Here is a 19,212-nt window from a genome sequence, read left to right as displayed (position 1 = left end):
CCCCACCACCGGCTTCCCGGAGGGGACCGACCGTCCCCCACGCGGCGTCGACGTCCCCCACGCCGCGGTTCTTCCCCCACCGCACGACCGGCTTCCTGTGGGGGGACCGACCGTCCCCCACGCGGCGTCGACGTCCCCCATGCGGCGCCCGCGCGGCGCTGTGTCGCGACCGGGGAGGCCCGTCGAACAGCCGCGCCGGCCCTGTCCATTCCGGACAGAATCCGAGGGTCGAGCGCCGCGTGCACCGAACCCACCCGCGAGGCGGTGATAGTTCGGTCGCGTAACCTTCTGGCACGTGACTTCCGTGCTGGCAGGCTTCGCCGTGATCGCGATCATCATCGCGGCCGGGTGGCTCCTCGGCCGGTTGGAAGTCCTGGGCGAGCAGCCGGAGAAGCAACTGTCGCTGCTGGTCTTCTACCTGCTGACGCCGGCGCTCCTGCTGCACGCGCTGGCCACCACCGACGTGACCGTCCTCTTCAGCTCGCGGCTGTGGGTGAGCGCGGGGTCGGCGCTCGCGATCGCGGCGGTCTACTACGTGATCGTCCGCGTCTTCTGGCGGCGGACGATGGGCGACGCCACGATCGGCGCGCTCGCCTCGAGCTACGTGAACTCGTCGAACCTCGGCATCCCGATCGCGGTCTTCGTGCTGCACGACACCTCGTACGTGGCGCCGCTGCTGCTCTTCCAGATCCTCGTCTTCTCGACGATCGCGCTCACGATGCTCGACCTCGCCGAGGCCCGCGAACGCACGGGGCCGAAGCAGCCGCTGTGGCGCACCGTCGCGACCCCGCTGCTGAACCCGATCGTCGTCGGCGCGCTGATCGGGCTCACGATCTCCCTGACGCGGTGGCACCCGCCGGAGTGGTTGATGAGCCCGGTGAAGCTGCTCGGCGACGCCTCCGTCCCGATGGCCCTGATCGTCTTCGGGCTCTCGCTCGGCGGCGTGCGGGTGCTCCAGAAGGGCGAGGCGCCCCGCCGGGACATCGCCCTGGCGACCGTGCTCAAGATGATCGCAATGCCCGTACTGGCGTGGGCGATGGCGCGCTTCCTGTTCGGGCAGTCGGGGCACGCCCTGATGGCGCAGACGGTGACCGCCGCCCTCCCGACCGCGCAGAACGTGCTGGTCTACGGCCTGCGGTACAACCGGGGCGTAATCCTGGCGAGGGATTCCGGGCTTATCACAACGGCCCTGTCGATTCCGGCGATCATGCTGATCGCGGTCCTTCTCACCTGACGAATGTGACGTACGACCCCGTCACATTACGCCTGTGACCCCCGTTTCGGCTTGGGTTGACGAAACTACTCGTGGGTTAATGAACTCACGAGTAGGGCGCTGAACGGCGCACTACGAACCGAACCCAGGAGAGACCCCATGGCTCAGACCGCCGCACAGCGCGCCGTCGACCTGTTCGTCTCTGCCGTTGAGGCCCGCGGGGGCAAGGCAGAGGTGACCACGAAGGGCAGCACGACCCTCGTCACCGTGACCGCAGCCGACGGCCGTACCGAGACGCTCCGCGTGAAGGCCACCACCGGTGACGCATGGCAGGCCCGTAAGACCGAGGCCGCCGCGAAGGCCCCCGTCACCGCGTGGGCGCTCGTCGACCTGTCCGACGGTGCGCCGATCGCGCTCGCCCCGGCCGCCGACTACGCCGCGCACGTGGCGAAGCTCGCCGCCGCGTGGGAGGGCAAGAACCCGGGCAAGGCGCTGACCGCCGGCACCAACCTCGCCGTGACCGCCGACGCCGTCGCCGCGTGGGAGGACGCCTGGGCCGTTCTCGGCCTCGACGGTGCCGCGAAGCCCGCCGCCGCTGAGAAGCCCGCCGCCAAGCCCGCCGCTGAGAAGCCGGCCGCCGCGAAGGCCCCGGCCAAGAAGGCCGCCGCCAAGACGGCGACCCCGGCCGCGAAGAAGGCCGCCCCGGCCAAGAAGGCGCCCGCGAAGAAGGCGCCGGCGAAGTCCGCCGCCACCAAGCCCGCCGCTGCGAAGCCGGCCGCCACCAAGCCCGCTGCTGCCAAGACTGCTGCTGCGAAGCCGGCTGCCGCCAAGACCGCTGCGTCCAAGCCGGCCGCGAAGCCCGCGGCCGCCAAGCCCGCCGCGAAGAAGGCGCCGGTCAAGGCCTCCGAGGCCAAGATCACCCCGATCGCCGCCCAGAAGGACGCCGCCTCGAAGAGCAAGGCGCCCGCCTCGATCGACGCGAAGTCCTCGAAGCCCGCCGCCAAGGCGGACGCGAAGGCCGCGCCGAAGGCACCGTCGAAGACGGTCGCGAAGGCCGAGGAGAAGGCCCCGAAGAAGGGCCAGCCCTCCGGGATCGCGCTGCTGCTCAAGCGCCTCCCCGTGGTGGGTCGCCTGCTCTGACGCGGCACCGAACATCTCGCTCCCCCGCGGGAGCAGCACCGTCCCCCGGTCCCTCGGACCGGGGGACGGTCGCGTTCCGGGACGAGTGCGCCCCCTGAAGGCGAAGCAGTTTTTGGGAAGCGCGACGCCGGGCGATTCGCCTAGAGTCGAGGGCATGTCCGACGAGTTGGAGCCCCTGCGCCGCGACGTCCTCCGAGCATCCGATCACGACCGCAACCGGGTGGTCGAGATGCTCTCCGAGGCCCTCGGCCTCGGGCAACTCACGCTTCCCGAGTACGAGGACCGCTCGCACCAGGCGGTCGCGGCCCGCACGTTCGCCGATCTCGACCGGCTCGTGGTGGACCTGCCCGCCGTGCAGAACCTCCCCGCGACGGCGGCCCCGGCCTACCGCGCACCGTCGACCGCGCCGGCCGGCGTGCCGCGGATGGGCGAGACCAAGTGGGCCGTGATGTCGGAGACCAAGGTGCGTGGGCCGGTCGCCGTCGGGCCCGAGCACACCGCGATCGCGTTCTGGGGCGGCGTCTCGCTGGACCTGCGGGAGGCGACGTTCCTCGTCGGCGACGTGACGCTCAACGCCTACGCCGTCATGGGCGGCGTGAAGATCATCCTGCCGCGCGGCGCCAACGTGCACGTCGAGGGCGTGGGCGTGATGGGCGCCTTCGACCACAAGAATCCGCAGACGGGTGATCCCACCGGCCCGCGGATCGTGGTGAAGGGCTTCGCCTTCTGGGGCGGCGTTGAGGTCGAGATCAAGTAGCTACCTGCGCTTGCGACTGCCCAGGTAGTCGCTGACCACGGCGGCACCGAGCCCGTCCAGGTCCGGCGAGACCAGCCGCCCGCCGACGCGCCGCACCACGGCGGTGAGGAAGCGGGTCAGGCCCGGGTCGTCGCCCAGCTGGAAGACGGTGATCTGCGCGCCCTGCGCGGCAACCGCATCCAGTCCGCGCACCGTCATCGCGATGGTCCGCGGGTGCGGCGGGTAGTCGAAGAAGGGTTCGCCGTCGCGTTCGAGGTGCGCGGTGGGCTCGCCGTCGGTGACCACTAGGAGCACCGGCTGCGCGTTCGGATGCGACCGGAAGTGCTGCTGCGCCAGGGCGAGCGCGTGGTGCAGGTTGGTGCCCTGCTCGTAGACGCCGTCCAGCCCCGTCAGTTCGCCGACGCTGAGCGTGCGCGCGTACCGCCCGAAGCTGATGAGCGCCAGGTCGTCCCCGCGGAATCGGGTCGAGATCAGCTGGTGCAGAGCGAGAGCCGTGCGCTTCATCGGCAGCCAGCGGCCCTCCATCACCATGGAGAAGCTGGTGTCCACGAGCAGCGCGACGGCGGCGCGGCTGCGCGCCTCGGTCTCGGTGACCTCGATGTCCTTGGCGTCCAGCGTCACCGGGCCCGACTCGCCGGAGGCGGCCTGGCGGAGCACGCCGTTGAGCACGGTGCGGGTGGCGTCCCAGGGCTCGGTGTCGCCGAACCGCCACTCCCGGCTCGCGCCGGTGGTCTCGCCGGTGGCACCGGCGCGGGCGGTGTTGCGCTCCCCTCCGCGGGAGGTCAGACGGTCCGCGACGTCCCGGAGGATCGACTGGCCCAGCTGCCGGATCGCCTTGGGCGACAGGCGCAGCGCTCCGTCGGGGTCCCGGGAGAAGTAGCCCTGGTCCTTGAGCGCCTTCTCCAGTTCGGCGAGTGTCCGCGCGTCGGCGACGGCCTCGTCGCCGAGCTGCCGCTGCAGTGCGTCGAGGTCGATGTCGTCGAGCGCGGCGCCGTTGTGCTGCTGGCTCAGTTGCTCGGCAAGGGATTCCAGGTCGGCGATGTCCTGCATCGCCTGCGTGGCATCCCCCAACCCCATCCCGGAATCGCCCTCGAACTCCTGACTGCCGTACCAGTCCTCGCCGGGGCGGGCGTCCATGAGCTTGCCGGTGAGGTCGCTCAGCGCCTGGGAGAGCTGGGGCGAGCCGAAGGCCGCCTGCGACAGCTCCTCCAGCTCGGCCCGCTGCTCGGGCGTGAGGCTGTTGTAGAGCCGCTGCGCGGCCGCCGAGCGTTGGGCCAGGGCGTCGATGAGCTCGTCGATGTTGCGCGGGTTCTCGGGGAAGTACTGGCCGTGCTCGGCCATGAAGTCCTCGAAGTCGTCCTGCGTCGCGGTGCCGGCGTTGTGCTTGTCCAGCAGGGTGTTCAGGTCGTCGAGCATCTTCTGGATCGCCGCGCGGTCCTCGTCGGTCGCGCCCTCGAGGGCCTGCTTGATCCCGGCGAACTGCTGGTCCAGGAGCTCGCGGCCGAGCAGGTCGCGGATCTCCTCGTACTTCTGTGCGGCCTCGGGAGAGCGCCACGGATAGTCGCCCAGCTCGCGCACGGCCTGCGCCGCCGACGGCGGCAGGTTCGAGATGCGCATCTCCTGGAACCGGGCGTCGTCGTCCAGCGCCCGGGCGAGCTCCTTGCGCTCCGCGAGCACCGCCTCGTCGAGCAGCTTCTGCACGTCCTCGAAGGTCTTGCCGAGGTTGTTGCGCTGCAACAGTTCCTGCCGCCGGCGGTTCGCCAGCTCGGCGAGCTTGTCGAGGCCGCGACGGTTCTCGCCGCCGCGGCGCAGGTACTCCTGCAGCGCGCGGCGCGGGGAGACGCCGCTCATCACGTCGCGGCCGATCTCGTCGAGCGCGTCCCGCAGATCCACCGGCGGCGCCAACGGATCGGGCCCGCCGGTGTAGCGGCGGTACCGGGCCAGGTGCCCGCGCCGTCCCTGCCGGTCGCGCCCCGCGCGCGAGGACCTATCCGCCATAGACGGTCTGGCCCTCCTCGTCGGACTCCTTGCCGATCCGCCGGGCCAGGTACAGCCCCTCGAGCGCGAACTCGGCGGCGGCGGCCCGCTCCCCCGGCGACTCGGCCTCGAGGCGGCGGTAGACCTCCGCGAGGACCGGGACCTCCGGGAGCGCGGTCAGCAGCTCGGCGGCGGTCACGTCGTCACCGGTGACGATGGGCCCGCCCGCCTCGATGGCCTCCACGAGCGGCCCCAGGTCGACGCCCAGCAGGTACTCGCCGATCGTCTCGGCCGTCGCGCGACGCAGCAGGTGCACGAGCGTCGCGATCTCGCGCCCCTCCTCGCCGGCCTCGAACTCGACCTTGCCGCGCAGCACGTCGGGCACCGTCATCAGGTCGACGGGGCGCGCGACGGGCAGCTCCTCGCCGCCCACGGCCGCGCGGTGCAGCGCCGCCGCGGCGATGGTCTCCTGCGCCGCGATGGCGAACCGGGCGGAGACGCCGGACCGCTGGTCGACGGCGGGCGACTCGCGCAGCTCGCGGGTGAACCGGGCCAGCACCTCGGTGAGGTACTGCGGCACGGAGGCCACGACGTCGGCCTCCTGCTCGATGACCGCGACCTCGTCCTCGAGGTCCAGCGGGTAGTGCGTGCGGATCTCGGCGCCGAAGCGGTCCTTGAGCGGCGTGATGATGCGGCCGCGGTTGGTGTAGTCCTCGGGGTTCGCCGACGCCAGGAGCAGCACGTCCAGCGGCAGGCGCAGCGTGTAGCCGCGCACCTGGATGTCGCGCTCCTCCATCACGTTGAGCATCGCGACCTGGATGCGCTCGGCGAGGTCGGGCAGCTCGTTGACGGCGACGATGCCGCGGTGCGCCCGCGGGATGAGGCCGAAGTGGATGGTCTCGGGATCGCCGAGGCTGCGGCCCTGCGCGACCTTGACGGGGTCGACGTCGCCGACCAGGTCGCCGACGGACGTGTCCGGCGTCGCCAGCTTCTCGGAGTAGCGCTCGTCGCGGTGCTTCCATGCGACGGGCAGCTCGTCGCCCAGCTCCTGCGCGCGCCGGATGGAGGCGGGCGTGATCGGGTGGTACGGATGCTCGCCGAGCTCGGCACCGTCGATCACGGGGGTCCACTCGTCGAGCAGGCCGACGATGGTGCGGATCAGCCGCGTCTTGCCCTGGCCGCGCTCGCCGAGCAGGACCACGTCGTGGCCGGCCAGGAGGGCGCGCTCGAGCTGCGGGATGACGGTGTCGTCGAAGCCCTGGATGCCGTCCCAGGGATCGGTGTCGGCGCGCAGCGCGGCGAGCAGGTTGTTACGGAGTTCGTCCTTGATCCCGCGGTAGACGTGGCCGGAGGCCTTGAGTTCGCCGAGGGTGGCGGGCAGCGTGTCGGGGCGTGCAGTGCTCACGCCGTCAACGCTACGCCGATCCGCGGCCCCCGCCCTAGCGAGTACGCCCGCAGCGAAACCGGGAATAGACGCTCACGTCGGCGGGGTTGCCGAGGGCGGCACCGCGGAATCGGCGGCTACTTCTTCTTCGTGCCGGGGATGACGCCCGCGTCGATCACGGCCTTGGTCAGCGGCCGGATGCGGGTGATCAGCTCCTCGGTCCCGGGCCCGAAGGCCGCCGCGGTGATGGCGTCGGTTCCGGCCTCGATGTCCAGGTAGACGCCCATGCCCTCGGCGGTGAGCCGGTGCTCCTCGGCGTCGCCCTCGACCAGGCCGCGCTCGGTGAGGCGCGCGACCGCGTCGCCCCACTCCTGCTCGCTGTAGCCGCGGGTGATGCGGAAGAACCGGCGGCCCATGACGCGGCGGCGCACGTCCGGGTCGGGCAGGTCGGCCTCGTGCAGGACGCCCGCCTCCAGGCCCGTCAGACCGTGCCGGATCAGCTCGGCGAGGTGGTTGTCGCCGCGCCATTCGCGGAGCACCGAGAGGTGGCGCCAGAGCGCCAGGGCCGGGTCGTCGGGGACCGTCGACGACGCCCAGGCCGCCGCGAGCGTCCGGCCGGCCAGGGGCAGGTTGGCGACGACGGTGCCGAATCCGTCGGCGAGCGCGCGCACCTCGGCCGGGTCGATCCCGGCGAGGATGGTGCGGTACTGCTCCGCGAGCATCACGTAGCGGCGCTCGTCGATCTCGGCCAGGCCGGCGTCGACGGCGACCGGCCAGGCGGCCTCGATCAGCGACGGCGCGAAGTTGTAGAAGGCCGCGGCGACGACGGCGGCGTGCGCCTCGCCGATCGGTGCGGCCCGCGCGCCCACGTAGAAGGCGTGCTGGTCGATCCCCAAGTCGCTGACCGCGTCCCGGATACCGGGATTGAAGTAAGCGACGACGTGGAAGGGTTCGACCGTCTCGTAGGCGGTCCGGGCGAGGGCGACGGCGTTGTCCGACATGCCCTCACCCTGTCAGGGCGGGCGCGGGATGTCGACGGTGGGCTACTTGTAGAAGCCCTCGCGCAGGTTGATGCCGTGCTCGACCCAGGCCTTCATCGCGGCGAGCATGCCGGTCCAGCCCATGCAGTTGCCGAACGCGCCCTTGGCGCCGTCCTCGGTCGCGGTCCACGCCGACTCGGTGATGGTGACGAGCGTGCGGCTGTCGTCGTCGATCGGCGCGAATTCGAAGGTCGTGGTGGTGTGGCCGTCGCCGGCGACGGCGTTCTCGGCGTCCCAGCGGATCACGATCTTCGAGTGCGGCGTCGCCTCGACGACCTGCACGGGGAAGGCTCCGGGGAAGTCGGCGAAGTCCCAGGTGACCTCGGTGTTCGGCTCCAGTCGGCCGCGGGCGCCGCCGGTGGTGAAGTACTTGGACAGCTGGTCGGGGTCGGCGACGGCCTCGTAGACCTGCGCAGTGGGGCGCGCCACGTAGCCGGAGACGGTGAAGGAGAGTTCTTTGAGTTCGGACATGTGATAAAACTACAACATGTCTACGAGCGATCGCAAGGGCTCCGCGGAACCCGCCGGCGACGACGACGCGGACGACGCCGTCTTCAAGGCGCTCGCCAACGCCACCCGTCGCCGCATGCTCGACGTGCTCAAGGAGTCGCCCCGCACCACGGGCGACCTGTGCGCGCAGTTCCCCGACCTCGACCGCACGACGGTGCTGCAGCACCTGCGCGTCCTCGAGCGCGCGGAGCTGGTGATCGGCCGCAAGGTCGGCCGCGAGCGACACCTCACGCTGGCGCCCGTCCCCATCAAGCGCATCCACGACCGCTGGATCGGCGAGTACGCCCGCGCGGCGGTGTCCCTCCTCGACGACCTCACCCGCGACTGAGTCCGGCGACGTCGACGGGGCTCGGCAGGCGCGGCGGCGGAGGTCTGGCGGGACATACGAGTCCCGTCAGCCGGCGATGCGTCTGACGCATCCCCTCTGACCTGCGCGAACGGAGGCAAGCCATGCGCCGGCCGCATACCTCGGTGCGACTCCCCTCGGGACCGAGGGCCTGCCGCGCAGCCCACGCGGACGAAGGCCACTCAGCCGTCGCGCACCGTGGCACACTTCGCGCCTGCGCTCCGTCGCCCGCTCAGTCGAGCCCCTCCACTGCCGGGGCACGACACACGCCCGCACCAGTTATGCGTCGCTCGCATAACTCGATCGGAAATCAGCTGGTCACACCCCATGCGTGCAGCTCAGTGTGATTCTGGAGCTGCCGCGGTCGTGTCACCGGCCCGAGACACTTTCTTAGCTGGGGAGTCTCTGGTGCTGACGCCGCTGCGGTGGTTGGGTTCAGTTCACCGGGCATCTGGCTCTATGCGCGCCTGCCGCCCCGCTCGTTCAGGGCTGGTCACCATGCGTTTTGCCGGTGCTCGGTGAGCTGGAACCGACCGGCGTGACTTGATAGGAGCGTGGCACCGCCCCCACTGAGATGTGTCCGCCGGCCGGTCCAACCATCCACCTCACAGGATTGGGAGGCAACCACCATGGTTGTAGTTGGAACCGATGTACACAAGCGCACGCACACCTTCGTCGCCGTCGATGACGTCGGCCGCAGGCTCGGCGAGAAGGTCGTCGCGGCCACCACGGTCGGGCATCAGAAGGTGATCCGTTGGGCGAGGTCCGAGTTCGGAACCGATCTGACCTGGGGAATCGAAGACTGTCGGCAGATGTCCGCCCGTCTCGAACGTGACCTGCTGTCCGCCGGGCAGCACGTGGTGCGGGTCCCGGCGAAGCTGATGGCCCAAGTCCGCGCCTCCGCCCGAACCCGGGGCAAGTCCGACCCGATCGATGCTCTCGCCGTCGCCCGCGCGGTGCTCCGGGAGCCGGACCTGCCGGTCGCGTCCCATGATGAGCGGTCCCGCGAGCTGAAGCTGCTGGTCGACCGCCGCGAGGACCTGGTCAAGATCCGCACCGCGATGATCAACCGGCTGCGGTGGCATCTGCACGAGCTCGAGCCCCGCCGGGAACCGAAGCCGCAGACCTTGGACTGCCGCAAACATCGGACCGCGATCCGCGAGTGGCTCACCACCCAAACCGGGTTGGTCGCTGAGCTCACCCTCGACGAACTCACCGACATCGACCGCCTCACCGAGCAGATCAACACCCTGGCCAGACGCATCGAGAAGGCCTCTGCCGCAATCGCTCCCGCCCTCCTTGAACTGCCCGGATGCGGAGCGTTGACCGCCGCCAAGATCGTCGGCGAGACCGCAGGGATTCAACGGTTCCGCACCGAAGCCGCCTACGCCCGGCACACCGGGGTTGCCCCGATCTCCGTCTGGTCCGGCAGCACCAACGGTCGCGTCCGGATGACCCGAACCGGCAACCGGCAACTGAACTGCGCCCTGCATCGGATCGCGATCACCCAGATCCGCATGCCCGACAGCCGCGGCCAGATCTACTACCGCAAGCGCCTCGCCGCCGGCGACACCAAACGCGAAGCCCTCCGCTGCCTCAAACGACGACTAGCCCGCACCGTCTTCAACACCCTCAGAACCGACGCGAAAGCAGCCCCCGACACCGCCCTCCCGACCGCCGCTTGACATAGGAGAAACGCATGGCTGTTCGGCGGAGTTGGCCGTCTACTGCCTGATGCTCGGCGACGACGCGCTGCGGGTCGGCGTCGTCCGGCAGCACCCGCGCCCCCGAACTCGTTCTCGACCCGCCGAGCGGCGGTCTACTCGAAGACGTCGGGCGAGGAGGCGACGGTCTGCTCCCACAGCGGGCGGAACTGGAACCAGCCGGCGATGTCGCCGCCGACCTGCGAGTGGGTCAACCGCGCCGTCGCGGGATCGATCTCCTGCGGCTCCCCCGCCGCCATCGCGAGGAGCTGCGCCTGGCAGGAGCGCTCCATCGTCACGAACCACCAGGCGGCCGAGGACACCGACCCGCCGACGGTGATGAGCCCGTGGTTCTTGAGGATCGCGGCCTTCGCATCGCCGATCGCCGCCGCGACCCGCTTGCCCTCGAGGGTCTCGTTCACCACGCCGGCGTAGTCGTCGTAGATGCCGTGGTCCTCGTAGAAGGCGCAGGCGTCCTGCGTGAGCGGCGCGAGTGGGATGCCCAGCGACGAGAAGGCCTTGCCGTGGACGGAGTGCGCGTGGGCGGCGGCCACGGCGTCGGGCCGCGCGTCGTGCACCTGCGCGTGGATCACGAACGCGGCCCGATTCACGGGCCGCCGGCCGTGCACGACGACGCCGTTGTGGTCCACGCAGATCAGGTCCGAGACGCGGATCTGGTTGAAACTCATGCCGAACGGATTCACCCAGAACAGGCCGGGGTCACCCGGGTCGCGAGCCGTGATGTGCCCCGCCACGCCCTCGGAGAAGCCCAGCCGGCCGAAGACGCGGAAGGCCACGGCGAGGTCGCGCTTGCGCTGCTCGCGCTCCTCGTCGACGGACAGCCCCATGGGCGGCAGGGGCAGCTCGGCGTTCTCGGGCATCGGCCCGACGGCGGCCTCGAGCAGCGGTAGGTATTCGGCTGGCACCTGCATCGACATCTCCTCCGTGCGATCGCCGCGGGCACGACGAGGGGGCGGAAACGGCGAACGCCCCCGGGGGTCAATGATTCACCCCGGAGGCGTTCGCTACGCGCGGATCAGTGGAAGAAGTGGCGTGTCCCGGTGAAGTACATCGTCACGCCCGCTTCGACGGCCGCCTGGACGACCTCCTTGTCGCGGATGGAGCCGCCCGGCTGCACGATCGCCTTCACGCCCGCGTCGATGAGGATCTGCGGGCCGTCGGGGAACGGGAAGAAGGCGTCGGACGCGGCGACCGAGCCCAGCACGCGGTCGCCCGCGCGGGTCACGGCGAGCTGCGCCGAGTCGACGCGGTTGACCTGCCCCATGCCCACGCCCACGGACGCGCCGCGGGAGGCCAGCAGGATCGCGTTCGACTTCACGGCGCGGCAGGCGCGCCAAGCGAACTCGAGGTCGGCGAGGGTGGCCTCGTCGGCGGGCTCGCCCGCGGCCAGCGTCCACTCGTCCGGCGAATCGCCCGCGGCGTCGATGGCGTCGGACTGCTGCACCAGCAGGCCGCCGGTGATCTGCCTGATCTCGGTGCCCAGCACCGGCGGCTCGGCGAGCAGCACACGGATGTTCTTCTTGCGCTGCAGCACCGCGAGCGCACCGTCGGCGTACGAGGGCGCGATGATGACCTCGGTGAAGATCTCCGAGACCTGCTCGGCCATCTCCAGGCTGACCTCGCGGTTCGCGGCGATCACGCCGCCGTAGGCGGAGACGGGGTCGCAGGCGTGCGCTTTGCGGTGCGCCTGGGCGACGTCCTTGCCGATCGCGATGCCGCACGGGTTGGCGTGCTTGATGATCGCGACGGCCGGCTCGTTGAAGTCGTAGGCGGCGCGCCAGGCGGCGTCACCGTCGGTGTAGTTGTTGTAGCTCATCTCCTTGCCGTGCAGCTGCTGCGCCTGCGCCAGCCCGGACTTCGCGCCGCCGACGTACAGCGCCGCGCCCTGGTGCGGGTTCTCGCCGTAGCGGAGCACGGCCTCCCGGGTCCAGGTGCCGCCCATCCACGACGGGAACTTCTGGTCGGGCTCGGGGGCCACGACCGAGGTCATGTACGAGGCGACGGCCACGTCGTAGTCGGCGGTGTGCCGGAAGGCCTTCGCGGCGAAGGACTTGCGCTGCTCCAGCGAGAAGCCCCGGCGGGCGCTGTCGATCACGTCGCCGTAGTCGTCGGGCGAGACCACCACGGTCACCGACGGGTGGTTCTTGGCGGCGGCGCGCACCATCGACGGTCCGCCGATGTCGATCTGCTCGATGCACTCGTCCTCGGAGGCGCCGGAGGCGACGGTGTCGGTGAACGGGTAGAGGTTCACGACGACCAGCTCGAACTTCTTCACGTCCAGCTCGCGCAGCTGCTCGAGGTGCTCGGGCAGGCGGGTGTCGGCGAGGATGCCGGCGTGGATCTTCGGGTGCAGGGTCTTGACGCGGCCGTCGAGGCACTCGGGGAAACCGGTGACGTCCTCGACGCGGGTCACGGCGACGCCCGCGTCCGCGATGGTGCGCGCGGTCGAGCCGGTCGAGACGATCTCGACGCCCGCCTGGGCCAGGCCGGTGGCCAGCTCCACCAGGCCCGACTTGTCGTACACGCTGATGAGCGCGCGCTTGATCGGGATGTTGCTGCTCATGGAATGGTGACCTTTCGTCCATCCGTGCTGTAGCCCTGGCGGGCGACTGCGGCGACGACCTCTGTCAGAAGCCGGCGCTCAACGACCTTGATCCGTTCGTGCAGGGTCTCCTCGGTGTCCCCCGGCTGCACCGCGACCGCCTCCTGCGCGAGGATCGGTCCGGTGTCCAGCCCCGCGTCCACGAGATGCACAGTGGAGCCGGTGAGCGTGACTCCGTACTCGAGGGCAGCGGGAACGGCGTGGGCGCCCGGGAAGGCGGGCAGCAGCGCGGGGTGCGCGTTGATGACGCGGCCCCCGAACGCGGCGAGGAAGGCGGGGCCGAGGATCTTCATGAAGCCGGCCGCGACCACGAGGTGCGGCTCCAGCTCGGCGACGGCGGCCGTGAGCGCCTCGTCCCACGCCGCGCGGTCCTCGTACGCCTTCAGGGGGACCTCGGCGGAGTCGATGCCGGCGTCCGCGGCGACCTCCAGCGCGCGGCAGGTCCGGTCCGCGACGATCCCGACCACCGACCCGGGATAGCCGGGTTCCGCCGCCGCCGCGAGCAGCGCCTCGAGCAACGAGCCGGTGCCGGACGCCAGCACGACGATCCGGGCGGGCGCGCACGGCGGCACGACCGTGGGGCTGGGCGTGGTCAGGATGCACTCCTCGCAGAGGGACGATTCGGCAACAGCCTAGCGCCGCCCCGTCGGGCTACTGCCCGAAGGTGTAGCTGTCCAGTTCCTCGATGTCTGCTATGTCGCGCTCGCGCTTCGAGGCGGCGGGCCCGACGGCCTGCCGGGACACCGGCCGCACCTCCTCGGTGGGCTGCTCGGCGAGGGCGTCGAAGTCGCCGGTGTCGGCCGCCTCGTCCTCGGGTTCGCGCTGCTCGTCGTCGTGGTCGCCGCGCTCGGCGGGCTCGATCTCCACGGTCACGCCGTCGTCGATCACGTCCGCCTCGTCGGCGTAGGTGGTGTAGCCCGACGGTGCCTCCTCCTCGGCCCGGCGCGCGGCGCGCACGGCGCGGGACTCGCCGGCCTGCTGCAGCACCAGCGCGGCGAGCACGCCGACGAGGCCGATCCAGCCGAGGGTGAAGCCGAAGACCTGGAGCAGGTCGGCGCCCGCGTAGCCGAAGCCGCCGAGCTCGCCGCCGGCGAGGAAGGCCGCGGCCGCGAAACCGGTCGCGGTGAGCGCGGCGGTGGCGGCGACGGCCGTCACCGTCGGCCCGAGGTCGAGGGAGCGGGCGGCGCACCGTCGGCCCACCTGGACCGCCACGAAGGCCGGTACCGCGAGCAGCGGCAGCAGGTACCAGGGCGACGGGCCCTGGGGCAGCACCGCGAGGATCGGCACGCCGGGCGCGCGGCCGGGGACCGCCGAGAAGACGCTCATCGAGATCGGACCCAGGTCCACGGTCGCGCCGAGCGGCAGGGCGGCGGCGGCGATCACCGCGTTGGGCAGGTACAGCAGCGAGAGCAGCACCAGCGACACCATGCCGACGGCGTCGTTGCCGGAGCGGACGAGCTCGAAGACCGTCTCCCAGCGGATCACGAGACGCACCACGACGATGGCCAGGCCCACGGCGCCGAAGGTGAGCAGGGCGCGGCCCGCGAGGCGGGCGCAGTCGTCGACCCAGGAGGGGATCCGGAGGAAGCGGGCCACGTCGCGCCAGTACGCGGGCGCGAGGCCGATGAGGGCGGCCCCGAGGTGGACCGCGACGGTCGCGACGAAGGCGGTGAGCGGCGGAGGCGTGCCGATGGTGAACCGCCCGGCGGCGTCGTTGACGACGGCCAGCGCGATGGCGGTGAAGAGGGCGGGGCCGGCGATGGCGCAGAGCAGGACCGAGCGCAGATCAGCGAGCGGGCGGCCCTCGCCGCCGGCGCGGCGCGCGGCCCGGGCGACGCCCACGACCAGCGCGGCGGTGGGGATCAAGGGCAGCACGCCGAGGGTGATGTCGCTGATGGTGACCGGCACCTGGTGCACGGCCAGCCACAGTCCGGCGACGGTCGGGGCGATCGCCCCGAGCCCCGTCGACGTGGTGAGCAGGACCACCACGCCCACCAGCAGGGTGGACGCGAGGGTCACGAGCGACGGCCCGAAGGCCATCACGAACAGCGGCCGGGTCTCGCTCTGGCCCGGCCCGGCGGCGCGCGCTGAGTCGATCATCTTCACCACTGTGACATCGCAGTGGCCGATGTTGTCTCAGGCGCGCCGCTGGCGGGGACTACTGCCCCTGCGGCTTGTTCTCGTCGTCCGACGAGTGCGAACCGTACTGCGGGGTGGACGGGCTGCCGAAGGCCTGCGTGCTGGCCGTGGAGGCCTGGCCGAAGGCCGTGGTCACCTCGTCGGGCGACGCCGAGGCGCCCGGGTTCGACGGTGCCGACGGGAAGCCCGTGGTGGCCGGCGCCGCGGGGGTCGACGGCGTCGAGGCCGGAGCCTGGTAGCCCGACGAGGCCGGCGCCTGGTAGCCGCCGTAGGACGGCCACTGCGACTGGGCGGCCTGCTGCTCCTGCTGCACCGGGGCGGCGGCGGGGGCCGCCGGGTTCGACGGCGCGGACGGCGCGTCGGTGGCGGCCGGAGCGGCGGTGGCGGACGCGGCGGCGTCAGCGGTGGCGGTCTCCGCAGCGGCGGCCACGGCGGCCGGGTTCTTCACGATGCCCGCGTCGACGAGCACCAGCACGACGGCGGCGGCCGCGGTGAACAGCGAGAAGACCAGCGCGATCCAGTAGCCGTAGACCAGGTTCTCCCAGGTGAAGAGACCGAAGAGCAGCGAGATGAAGCCCGCGACGGCGAGCGCGGCGGCCGGGGTGCGGCCCGTGTTGCCCTTCGAGATCAGGCTGAGGCCGGCGGCGACGCCCGCGGCGAGCGCGAGGGTGAGCGCCGTGAGCGGCGGGCCGGTGAAGGCGTTGACGGCACCGTCGAAGGTGCGGCCGAGGATCTCGGTGCTGGAGTCGCTGAACGTCAGGAAGCCGAGGAGGAAAGTGATCACGCCCAGCGCGGCGGTGGCGATGGACAGCACGAGCGCCAGGTCGAGCGGCTTCGACGGCGCGGCCGGGGCCTGCGGGAAGCCGCCGTACTGCTGGCCGTAGCCCTGCTGCTGCGGGTAGCCCTGGCCGAAGCCCTGCTGGCCGTAGCCCTGCTGCGAGTAGTCCGGCTGCTGGCCGTAGCCCTGCTGCGCGGGCTGGCCGTAGCCGCCCTGCTGCGCGGGCTGGCCGTAGCCGCCCTGCTGAGCCGGCTGACCCGGCTGCCCGTAACCCTGCTGGCCGTAGCCCTGCTGCGAGTAATCAGGCTGCTGCCCGTAGCCCCCCTGGCCCGGCTGCTGCCCGTACCCTCCACCTGAGTAGGTCATGTTCTTCTCCCCGAAGGTCGACGCGGCTCCCCACGGAGCCAGTACGCCACCACCCTATACACGGAGTCCGACGTCAACGGGATTCAACTCATTGAGTGTGATGATCCATGACAGTCAACAGGGCCCTGGCCGCGGGGCTGAGCAGCTTCGAATGGACCAGCAGCTGGGAGCGGGTGGGGCCGTCGACGAGCGGCACGACGGCGAGCCCGGCACCGTCGGGCACCGTCTCCCGCGCGGCCATCCCGACGCACAGGCCCGCCGCGATGAGCTCCAGCATGGTCTCGGACCGGTCCACCTCGAAGGCGACGGTGCGCCGCACGCCCGCCCGCTCGAAGGCCTGATCGGATTCGGCGCGGCCGGCGCCGCCCGCGGGGTAGTCGGCGTACGGGCGGTCCGCGGTGGCGGAGAGGGTGAGCGGACCGTCGACCCGCTCGGCCTCGGGGACGACGAGGACGAGATGGTCGACGGCGAGCCTGCGGGCGACGACGCCCGCCGTCGAGAAGCCGTCCGGCACGCCGAGGAGCGCCAGGTCGACGGTGCCGGTGCGAACGCCCTCGATGAGGACCTCGCTCGCCCCGCTGCGCAGGCGGACGGTGGCGTCGGGGTACGCGGCGCGGTAGGTACGCAGGACGTCGACCACGTCGAAGACGGTGAAGGTGGGGATCATCCCGACGGTGACGGTGCCGCGGACCCCGCCGAAGGTGGCGGCCACCTCGTCGGCCGCGCGTTCGGTGGCCGCGAGCGCGGCCCGGGCCTGCGGCAGGAAGGCCTCCCCCGCGGCCGTGAGCCGGACGGACCGGTTGGTGCGGTCGAACAGGCGCGCGCCGAGTTCCTTCTCCAGCGCCGCGACGCGGTGGCTGAGCGCGGACTGCACGACGTGGCAGCGTTCGGCGGCCCGCGTGAAGTTCAGCGTCTCGGACACCGCGATCACGTACCGCAGCTGCTGCAGCTCCATCGACCATCTCCCAGACAGATCATTCCATCGAAATCATACGTTGGACTCATGATGAGCGGGAGCAGAGACTGGAAGCCATGACCACCACCGCTCCCCGCACCGCGACGTCGGCCCCCGGCCTCCTGCGCCTCATGGCCCTGGCGACGGGGCTGTCGGTGGCGGGCAACTACCTCGCGCACCCGATCCTCGGACTGCTTCAGGAGCGGCTCGGCATGTCCGAGACCGCGGCCGGGATGCTGGTCACCGCGGCGCAGGCCGGCTACGCCGTCGGGCTGGTCCTGCTGGTGCCGATGGCCGACGCGGTCCGCCGCCGCCCGCTCGCGCTCGCGCTGCTCCTGATCACGGCGGCCGCGTTGGTGGCGGCCGGGGCCGCGCCGTCGGGCGGGGTGCTGCTGGTCGCGGCGACGGTCGCCGCGATCACCTCGGTCGGCGCGCAGGTGATCGTTCCCTACGCGGCCGAGCTCGCGGGGCCGGAGCACCAGGCCCGCGCCGTCGGCATCGTGATGAGCGGGCTCGTGCTGGGCACCGTCGTGAGCCGCTTCCTCTCGGGCGTGCTGTCCGACCTCGCGGGCTGGCGCACGCCGTACCTCGTGCTCGCGGCGCTGCTCGTCGTCGTCACCGCCGCCCTGTCCCGGGCACTCCCCCGCCACGATCCGGGCCGGCCGGGCCTGACCCCGTCGGGCTACCGCGCGCTCCTGGTCTCGATGGCCGGGCTGGTGCGCGAGCTGCCGGTGCTGCGGCTGCGGGCTGTGCTGATCGGCCTCGCGCTCGGCTCGTTCATGGTGCAGGGCGCCGCGGTGACCTTCCTGCTCGCCGGCTCGCGCTACGGCTGGACGCCCGCCGCCATTGGCGCGATCGGGCTGCTCGGCGCCGTCGGCGCGCTCTCCGGCCCGACGATCGGGAAGTTCGTGGACCGCGGCCACGGGGCGGTGCTCACCGCGGGCGGCCTGGGCCTGCAGGCGACGGCGTGGCTGCTCATGATTCCCGCGGGCGGCGCGATCGGCCTGCCCGCCCTCATCGTGGGGCTGGCACTCATGGGTATCGGCCAGCAGGCGGCACTGAATTCGTCCCAGGCCGTGGTCTTCTCGCTCCGACCCGAGGCGCGCGGCCGCATCAACGCCGTGTTCATGGGCACGTTCTTCCTCGGCGGCACCCTGGGTTCCGCGGCGACCGCCGCGCTGTGGCCCCTCGCCGGCTGGACGGGCGCATGCCTGCTCGGCGCGGGCCTCGCCGCCGCGGCGCTGGTTCTGTACCTGGTGTTCCGGGGCGTCGAGCGCGCACCGTCGGCCTAGGCCGGGCACCGTCGGGCCGGAGAAACGGGACGACCCCGCCTCCCTGACGGGAGACGGGGTCGTGGACCGAATGCGCTGCGGTTACAGCGACTGCAGGATCTCGCGGGCGAGAGCGGCGGTCTCGGAGGGCGTCTTGCCCACCTTGACGCCGGCGGCCTCGAGGGCCTCCTTCTTCGCGGCGGCCGTGCCCGAGGAGCCCGAGACGATGGCGCCGGCGTGGCCCATGGTCTTGCCCTCGGGAGCGGTGAAGCCGGCCACGTAGCCCACGACGGGCTTGGTGACGTTGGCCTGGATGTACGCCGCGGCGCGCTCCTCGGCGTCGCCGCCGATCTCGCCGATCATGACGATGAGCTTGGTGTTCGGGTCCTTCTCGAACGCCTCGATGGCGTCGATGTGGGTGGTGCCGATCACCGGGTCGCCACCGATGCCGATGGCGGTGGAGAAGCCGAAATCGCGCAGCTCGTACATCATCTGGTAGGTCAGCGTGCCCGACTTCGACACGAGGCCGACGGGGCCGGTGCCGGTGATGTTGGCCGGGGTGATGCCGACGAGGGCCTCGCCCGGGGTGATGATGCCGGGGCAGTTCGGGCCGATGATGCGGGTCTTCTGGCCCTTCTCCACGTTGTAGGCCCAGGCGAACGCCGAGTCCTGCACGGGGATGCCCTCGGTGATGACCACCAGGAGCGGGATCTCGGCGTCGATGGCCTCGACGATGGCGTCCTTGGAGAACGCCGGCGGCACGAAGGCGATCGAGGTGTCGGCGCCGGTCTTCTCGATGGCCTCGGCCACGGAGCCGAAGACGGGCAGCTCGATGGCGTTGCCATCCTTGTCGGTGTGCGAGACGGTGGTGCCCGCCTTGCGCGCGTTCACGCCGCCCACGACGTTGGTGCCGGCCTTGAGCATCAGCGCGGTGTGCTTGGTGCCCTCGCCGCCGGTGATGCCCTGGACGATGACCTTGTTGTCCTTGGTCAGGAAGATAGCCATTTTTC

General features: G+C 71.7%; 17 protein-coding genes. 6 read left to right on the top strand and 11 right to left on the bottom strand.

Annotated elements, in window-relative coordinates; translation table 11 throughout:
- Positions 1-295: 295 nt before the first annotated feature.
- From LB823_RS17880 to LB823_RS17870, 3 genes are all read left to right on the top strand, one after another.
- A complete protein-coding gene (locus LB823_RS17880; protein WP_224649591.1) occupies positions 296-1,234 on the top strand; it encodes an AEC family transporter in 939 nt (312 codons plus the stop codon).
- A gap of 138 nt (positions 1,235-1,372) precedes the next feature.
- Entirely contained in the window at positions 1,373-2,353 is a 981-nt protein-coding gene (locus tag LB823_RS17875) for a hypothetical protein (protein WP_224649590.1), read from the top strand.
- A 154-nt stretch (positions 2,354-2,507) separates the two neighbouring features.
- A complete protein-coding gene (locus LB823_RS17870) occupies positions 2,508-3,110 on the top strand; it encodes a DUF1707 domain-containing protein (RefSeq protein WP_224649589.1) in 603 nt (200 codons plus the stop codon).
- Here LB823_RS17870 and LB823_RS17865 read toward each other — a convergent pair whose 3' ends face one another.
- The 4 genes from LB823_RS17865 to LB823_RS17850 form a co-directional block, all read right to left on the bottom strand.
- A complete protein-coding gene (locus LB823_RS17865; RefSeq protein ID WP_224649588.1) occupies positions 3,111-5,108 on the bottom strand; it encodes a VWA domain-containing protein in 1,998 nt (665 codons plus the stop codon).
- Positions 5,098-6,492: a sigma 54-interacting transcriptional regulator gene (locus LB823_RS17860; protein ID WP_224649587.1), complete on the bottom strand. Its 1,395-nt coding sequence runs from the start codon at positions 6,490-6,492 to the stop codon at positions 5,098-5,100. The genes LB823_RS17865 and LB823_RS17860 overlap by 11 nt, the downstream gene beginning before the upstream one ends.
- A gap of 116 nt (positions 6,493-6,608) precedes the next feature.
- Complete coding sequence (locus LB823_RS17855; RefSeq protein ID WP_224649586.1) at positions 6,609-7,472, bottom strand: hypothetical protein; 864 nt, start codon at positions 7,470-7,472, stop codon at positions 6,609-6,611.
- 42 nt (positions 7,473-7,514) lie between these two features.
- Positions 7,515-7,982: an SRPBCC domain-containing protein gene (locus LB823_RS17850; RefSeq protein ID WP_224649585.1), complete on the bottom strand. Its 468-nt coding sequence runs from the start codon at positions 7,980-7,982 to the stop codon at positions 7,515-7,517.
- Between the two features lie 16 nt (positions 7,983-7,998).
- On the opposite strand from LB823_RS17850, the gene LB823_RS17845 reads away from it, so the two are divergent.
- Positions 7,999-8,349: a helix-turn-helix transcriptional regulator gene (locus LB823_RS17845; protein ID WP_224649584.1), complete on the top strand. Its 351-nt coding sequence runs from the start codon at positions 7,999-8,001 to the stop codon at positions 8,347-8,349.
- Positions 8,350-8,996: 647 nt separating this feature from the next.
- A complete protein-coding gene (locus LB823_RS17840; protein WP_224649603.1) occupies positions 8,997-10,052 on the top strand; it encodes an IS110 family transposase in 1,056 nt (351 codons plus the stop codon).
- Positions 10,053-10,186: 134 nt separating this feature from the next.
- Here the strand turns inward: LB823_RS17840 and LB823_RS17835 are convergent, their stop codons facing one another.
- The 6 genes from LB823_RS17835 to LB823_RS17810 all read right to left on the bottom strand — a co-directional run bounded on the left by LB823_RS17835 (position 10,187) and on the right by LB823_RS17810 (position 16,931).
- Positions 10,187-10,951, bottom strand: a complete 765-nt coding sequence (locus LB823_RS17835; RefSeq protein ID WP_224649600.1) for a class II aldolase/adducin family protein — start codon at positions 10,949-10,951, stop codon at positions 10,187-10,189.
- A 155-nt stretch (positions 10,952-11,106) separates the two neighbouring features.
- Positions 11,107-12,654 (bottom strand): bifunctional phosphoribosylaminoimidazolecarboxamide formyltransferase/IMP cyclohydrolase, encoded by a 1,548-nt coding sequence (purH, locus tag LB823_RS17830; protein ID WP_224649583.1) that lies wholly within the window; start codon positions 12,652-12,654, stop codon positions 11,107-11,109.
- Complete coding sequence (gene purN, locus LB823_RS17825; RefSeq protein WP_224649582.1) at positions 12,651-13,265, bottom strand: phosphoribosylglycinamide formyltransferase; 615 nt, start codon at positions 13,263-13,265, stop codon at positions 12,651-12,653. Before purN ends, purH begins: the two co-directional genes overlap by 4 nt.
- Before the next feature lie 79 nt (positions 13,266-13,344).
- Positions 13,345-14,793 carry a DUF6350 family protein gene (locus tag LB823_RS17820; protein ID WP_224649581.1) on the bottom strand — a complete coding sequence of 483 codons (1,449 nt, stop codon included), beginning with the start codon at positions 14,791-14,793 and terminating at the stop codon, positions 13,345-13,347.
- 58 nt (positions 14,794-14,851) lie between these two features.
- Complete coding sequence (locus LB823_RS17815) at positions 14,852-15,976, bottom strand: DUF5336 domain-containing protein (RefSeq protein ID WP_224649580.1); 1,125 nt, start codon at positions 15,974-15,976, stop codon at positions 14,852-14,854.
- Between the two features lie 88 nt (positions 15,977-16,064).
- On the bottom strand, positions 16,065-16,931 hold the full coding sequence (locus LB823_RS17810) for a LysR family transcriptional regulator (protein WP_224649579.1): 867 nt from the start codon (positions 16,929-16,931) through the stop codon (positions 16,065-16,067).
- A 77-nt stretch (positions 16,932-17,008) separates the two neighbouring features.
- Between LB823_RS17810 and LB823_RS17805 the strand changes: the two genes are divergently transcribed.
- Complete coding sequence (locus LB823_RS17805) at positions 17,009-18,223, top strand: MFS transporter (protein WP_224649578.1); 1,215 nt, start codon at positions 17,009-17,011, stop codon at positions 18,221-18,223.
- Positions 18,224-18,304: 81 nt separating this feature from the next.
- Here the strand turns inward: LB823_RS17805 and sucD are convergent, their stop codons facing one another.
- Entirely contained in the window at positions 18,305-19,207 is a 903-nt protein-coding gene (gene sucD / locus LB823_RS17800; protein WP_224649577.1) for a succinate--CoA ligase subunit alpha, read from the bottom strand.
- Positions 19,208-19,212 lie beyond the last annotated feature (5 nt).

The organism is Tsukamurella sp. M9C (assembly GCF_020169415.1).
In the GTDB taxonomy this organism is placed as follows: Bacteria; Actinomycetota; Actinomycetes; order Mycobacteriales; family Mycobacteriaceae; genus Tsukamurella.
The sequence above is the reverse complement of the archived record's forward strand: the minus strand, read 5'-3'. Positions and strand labels throughout refer to the sequence as shown.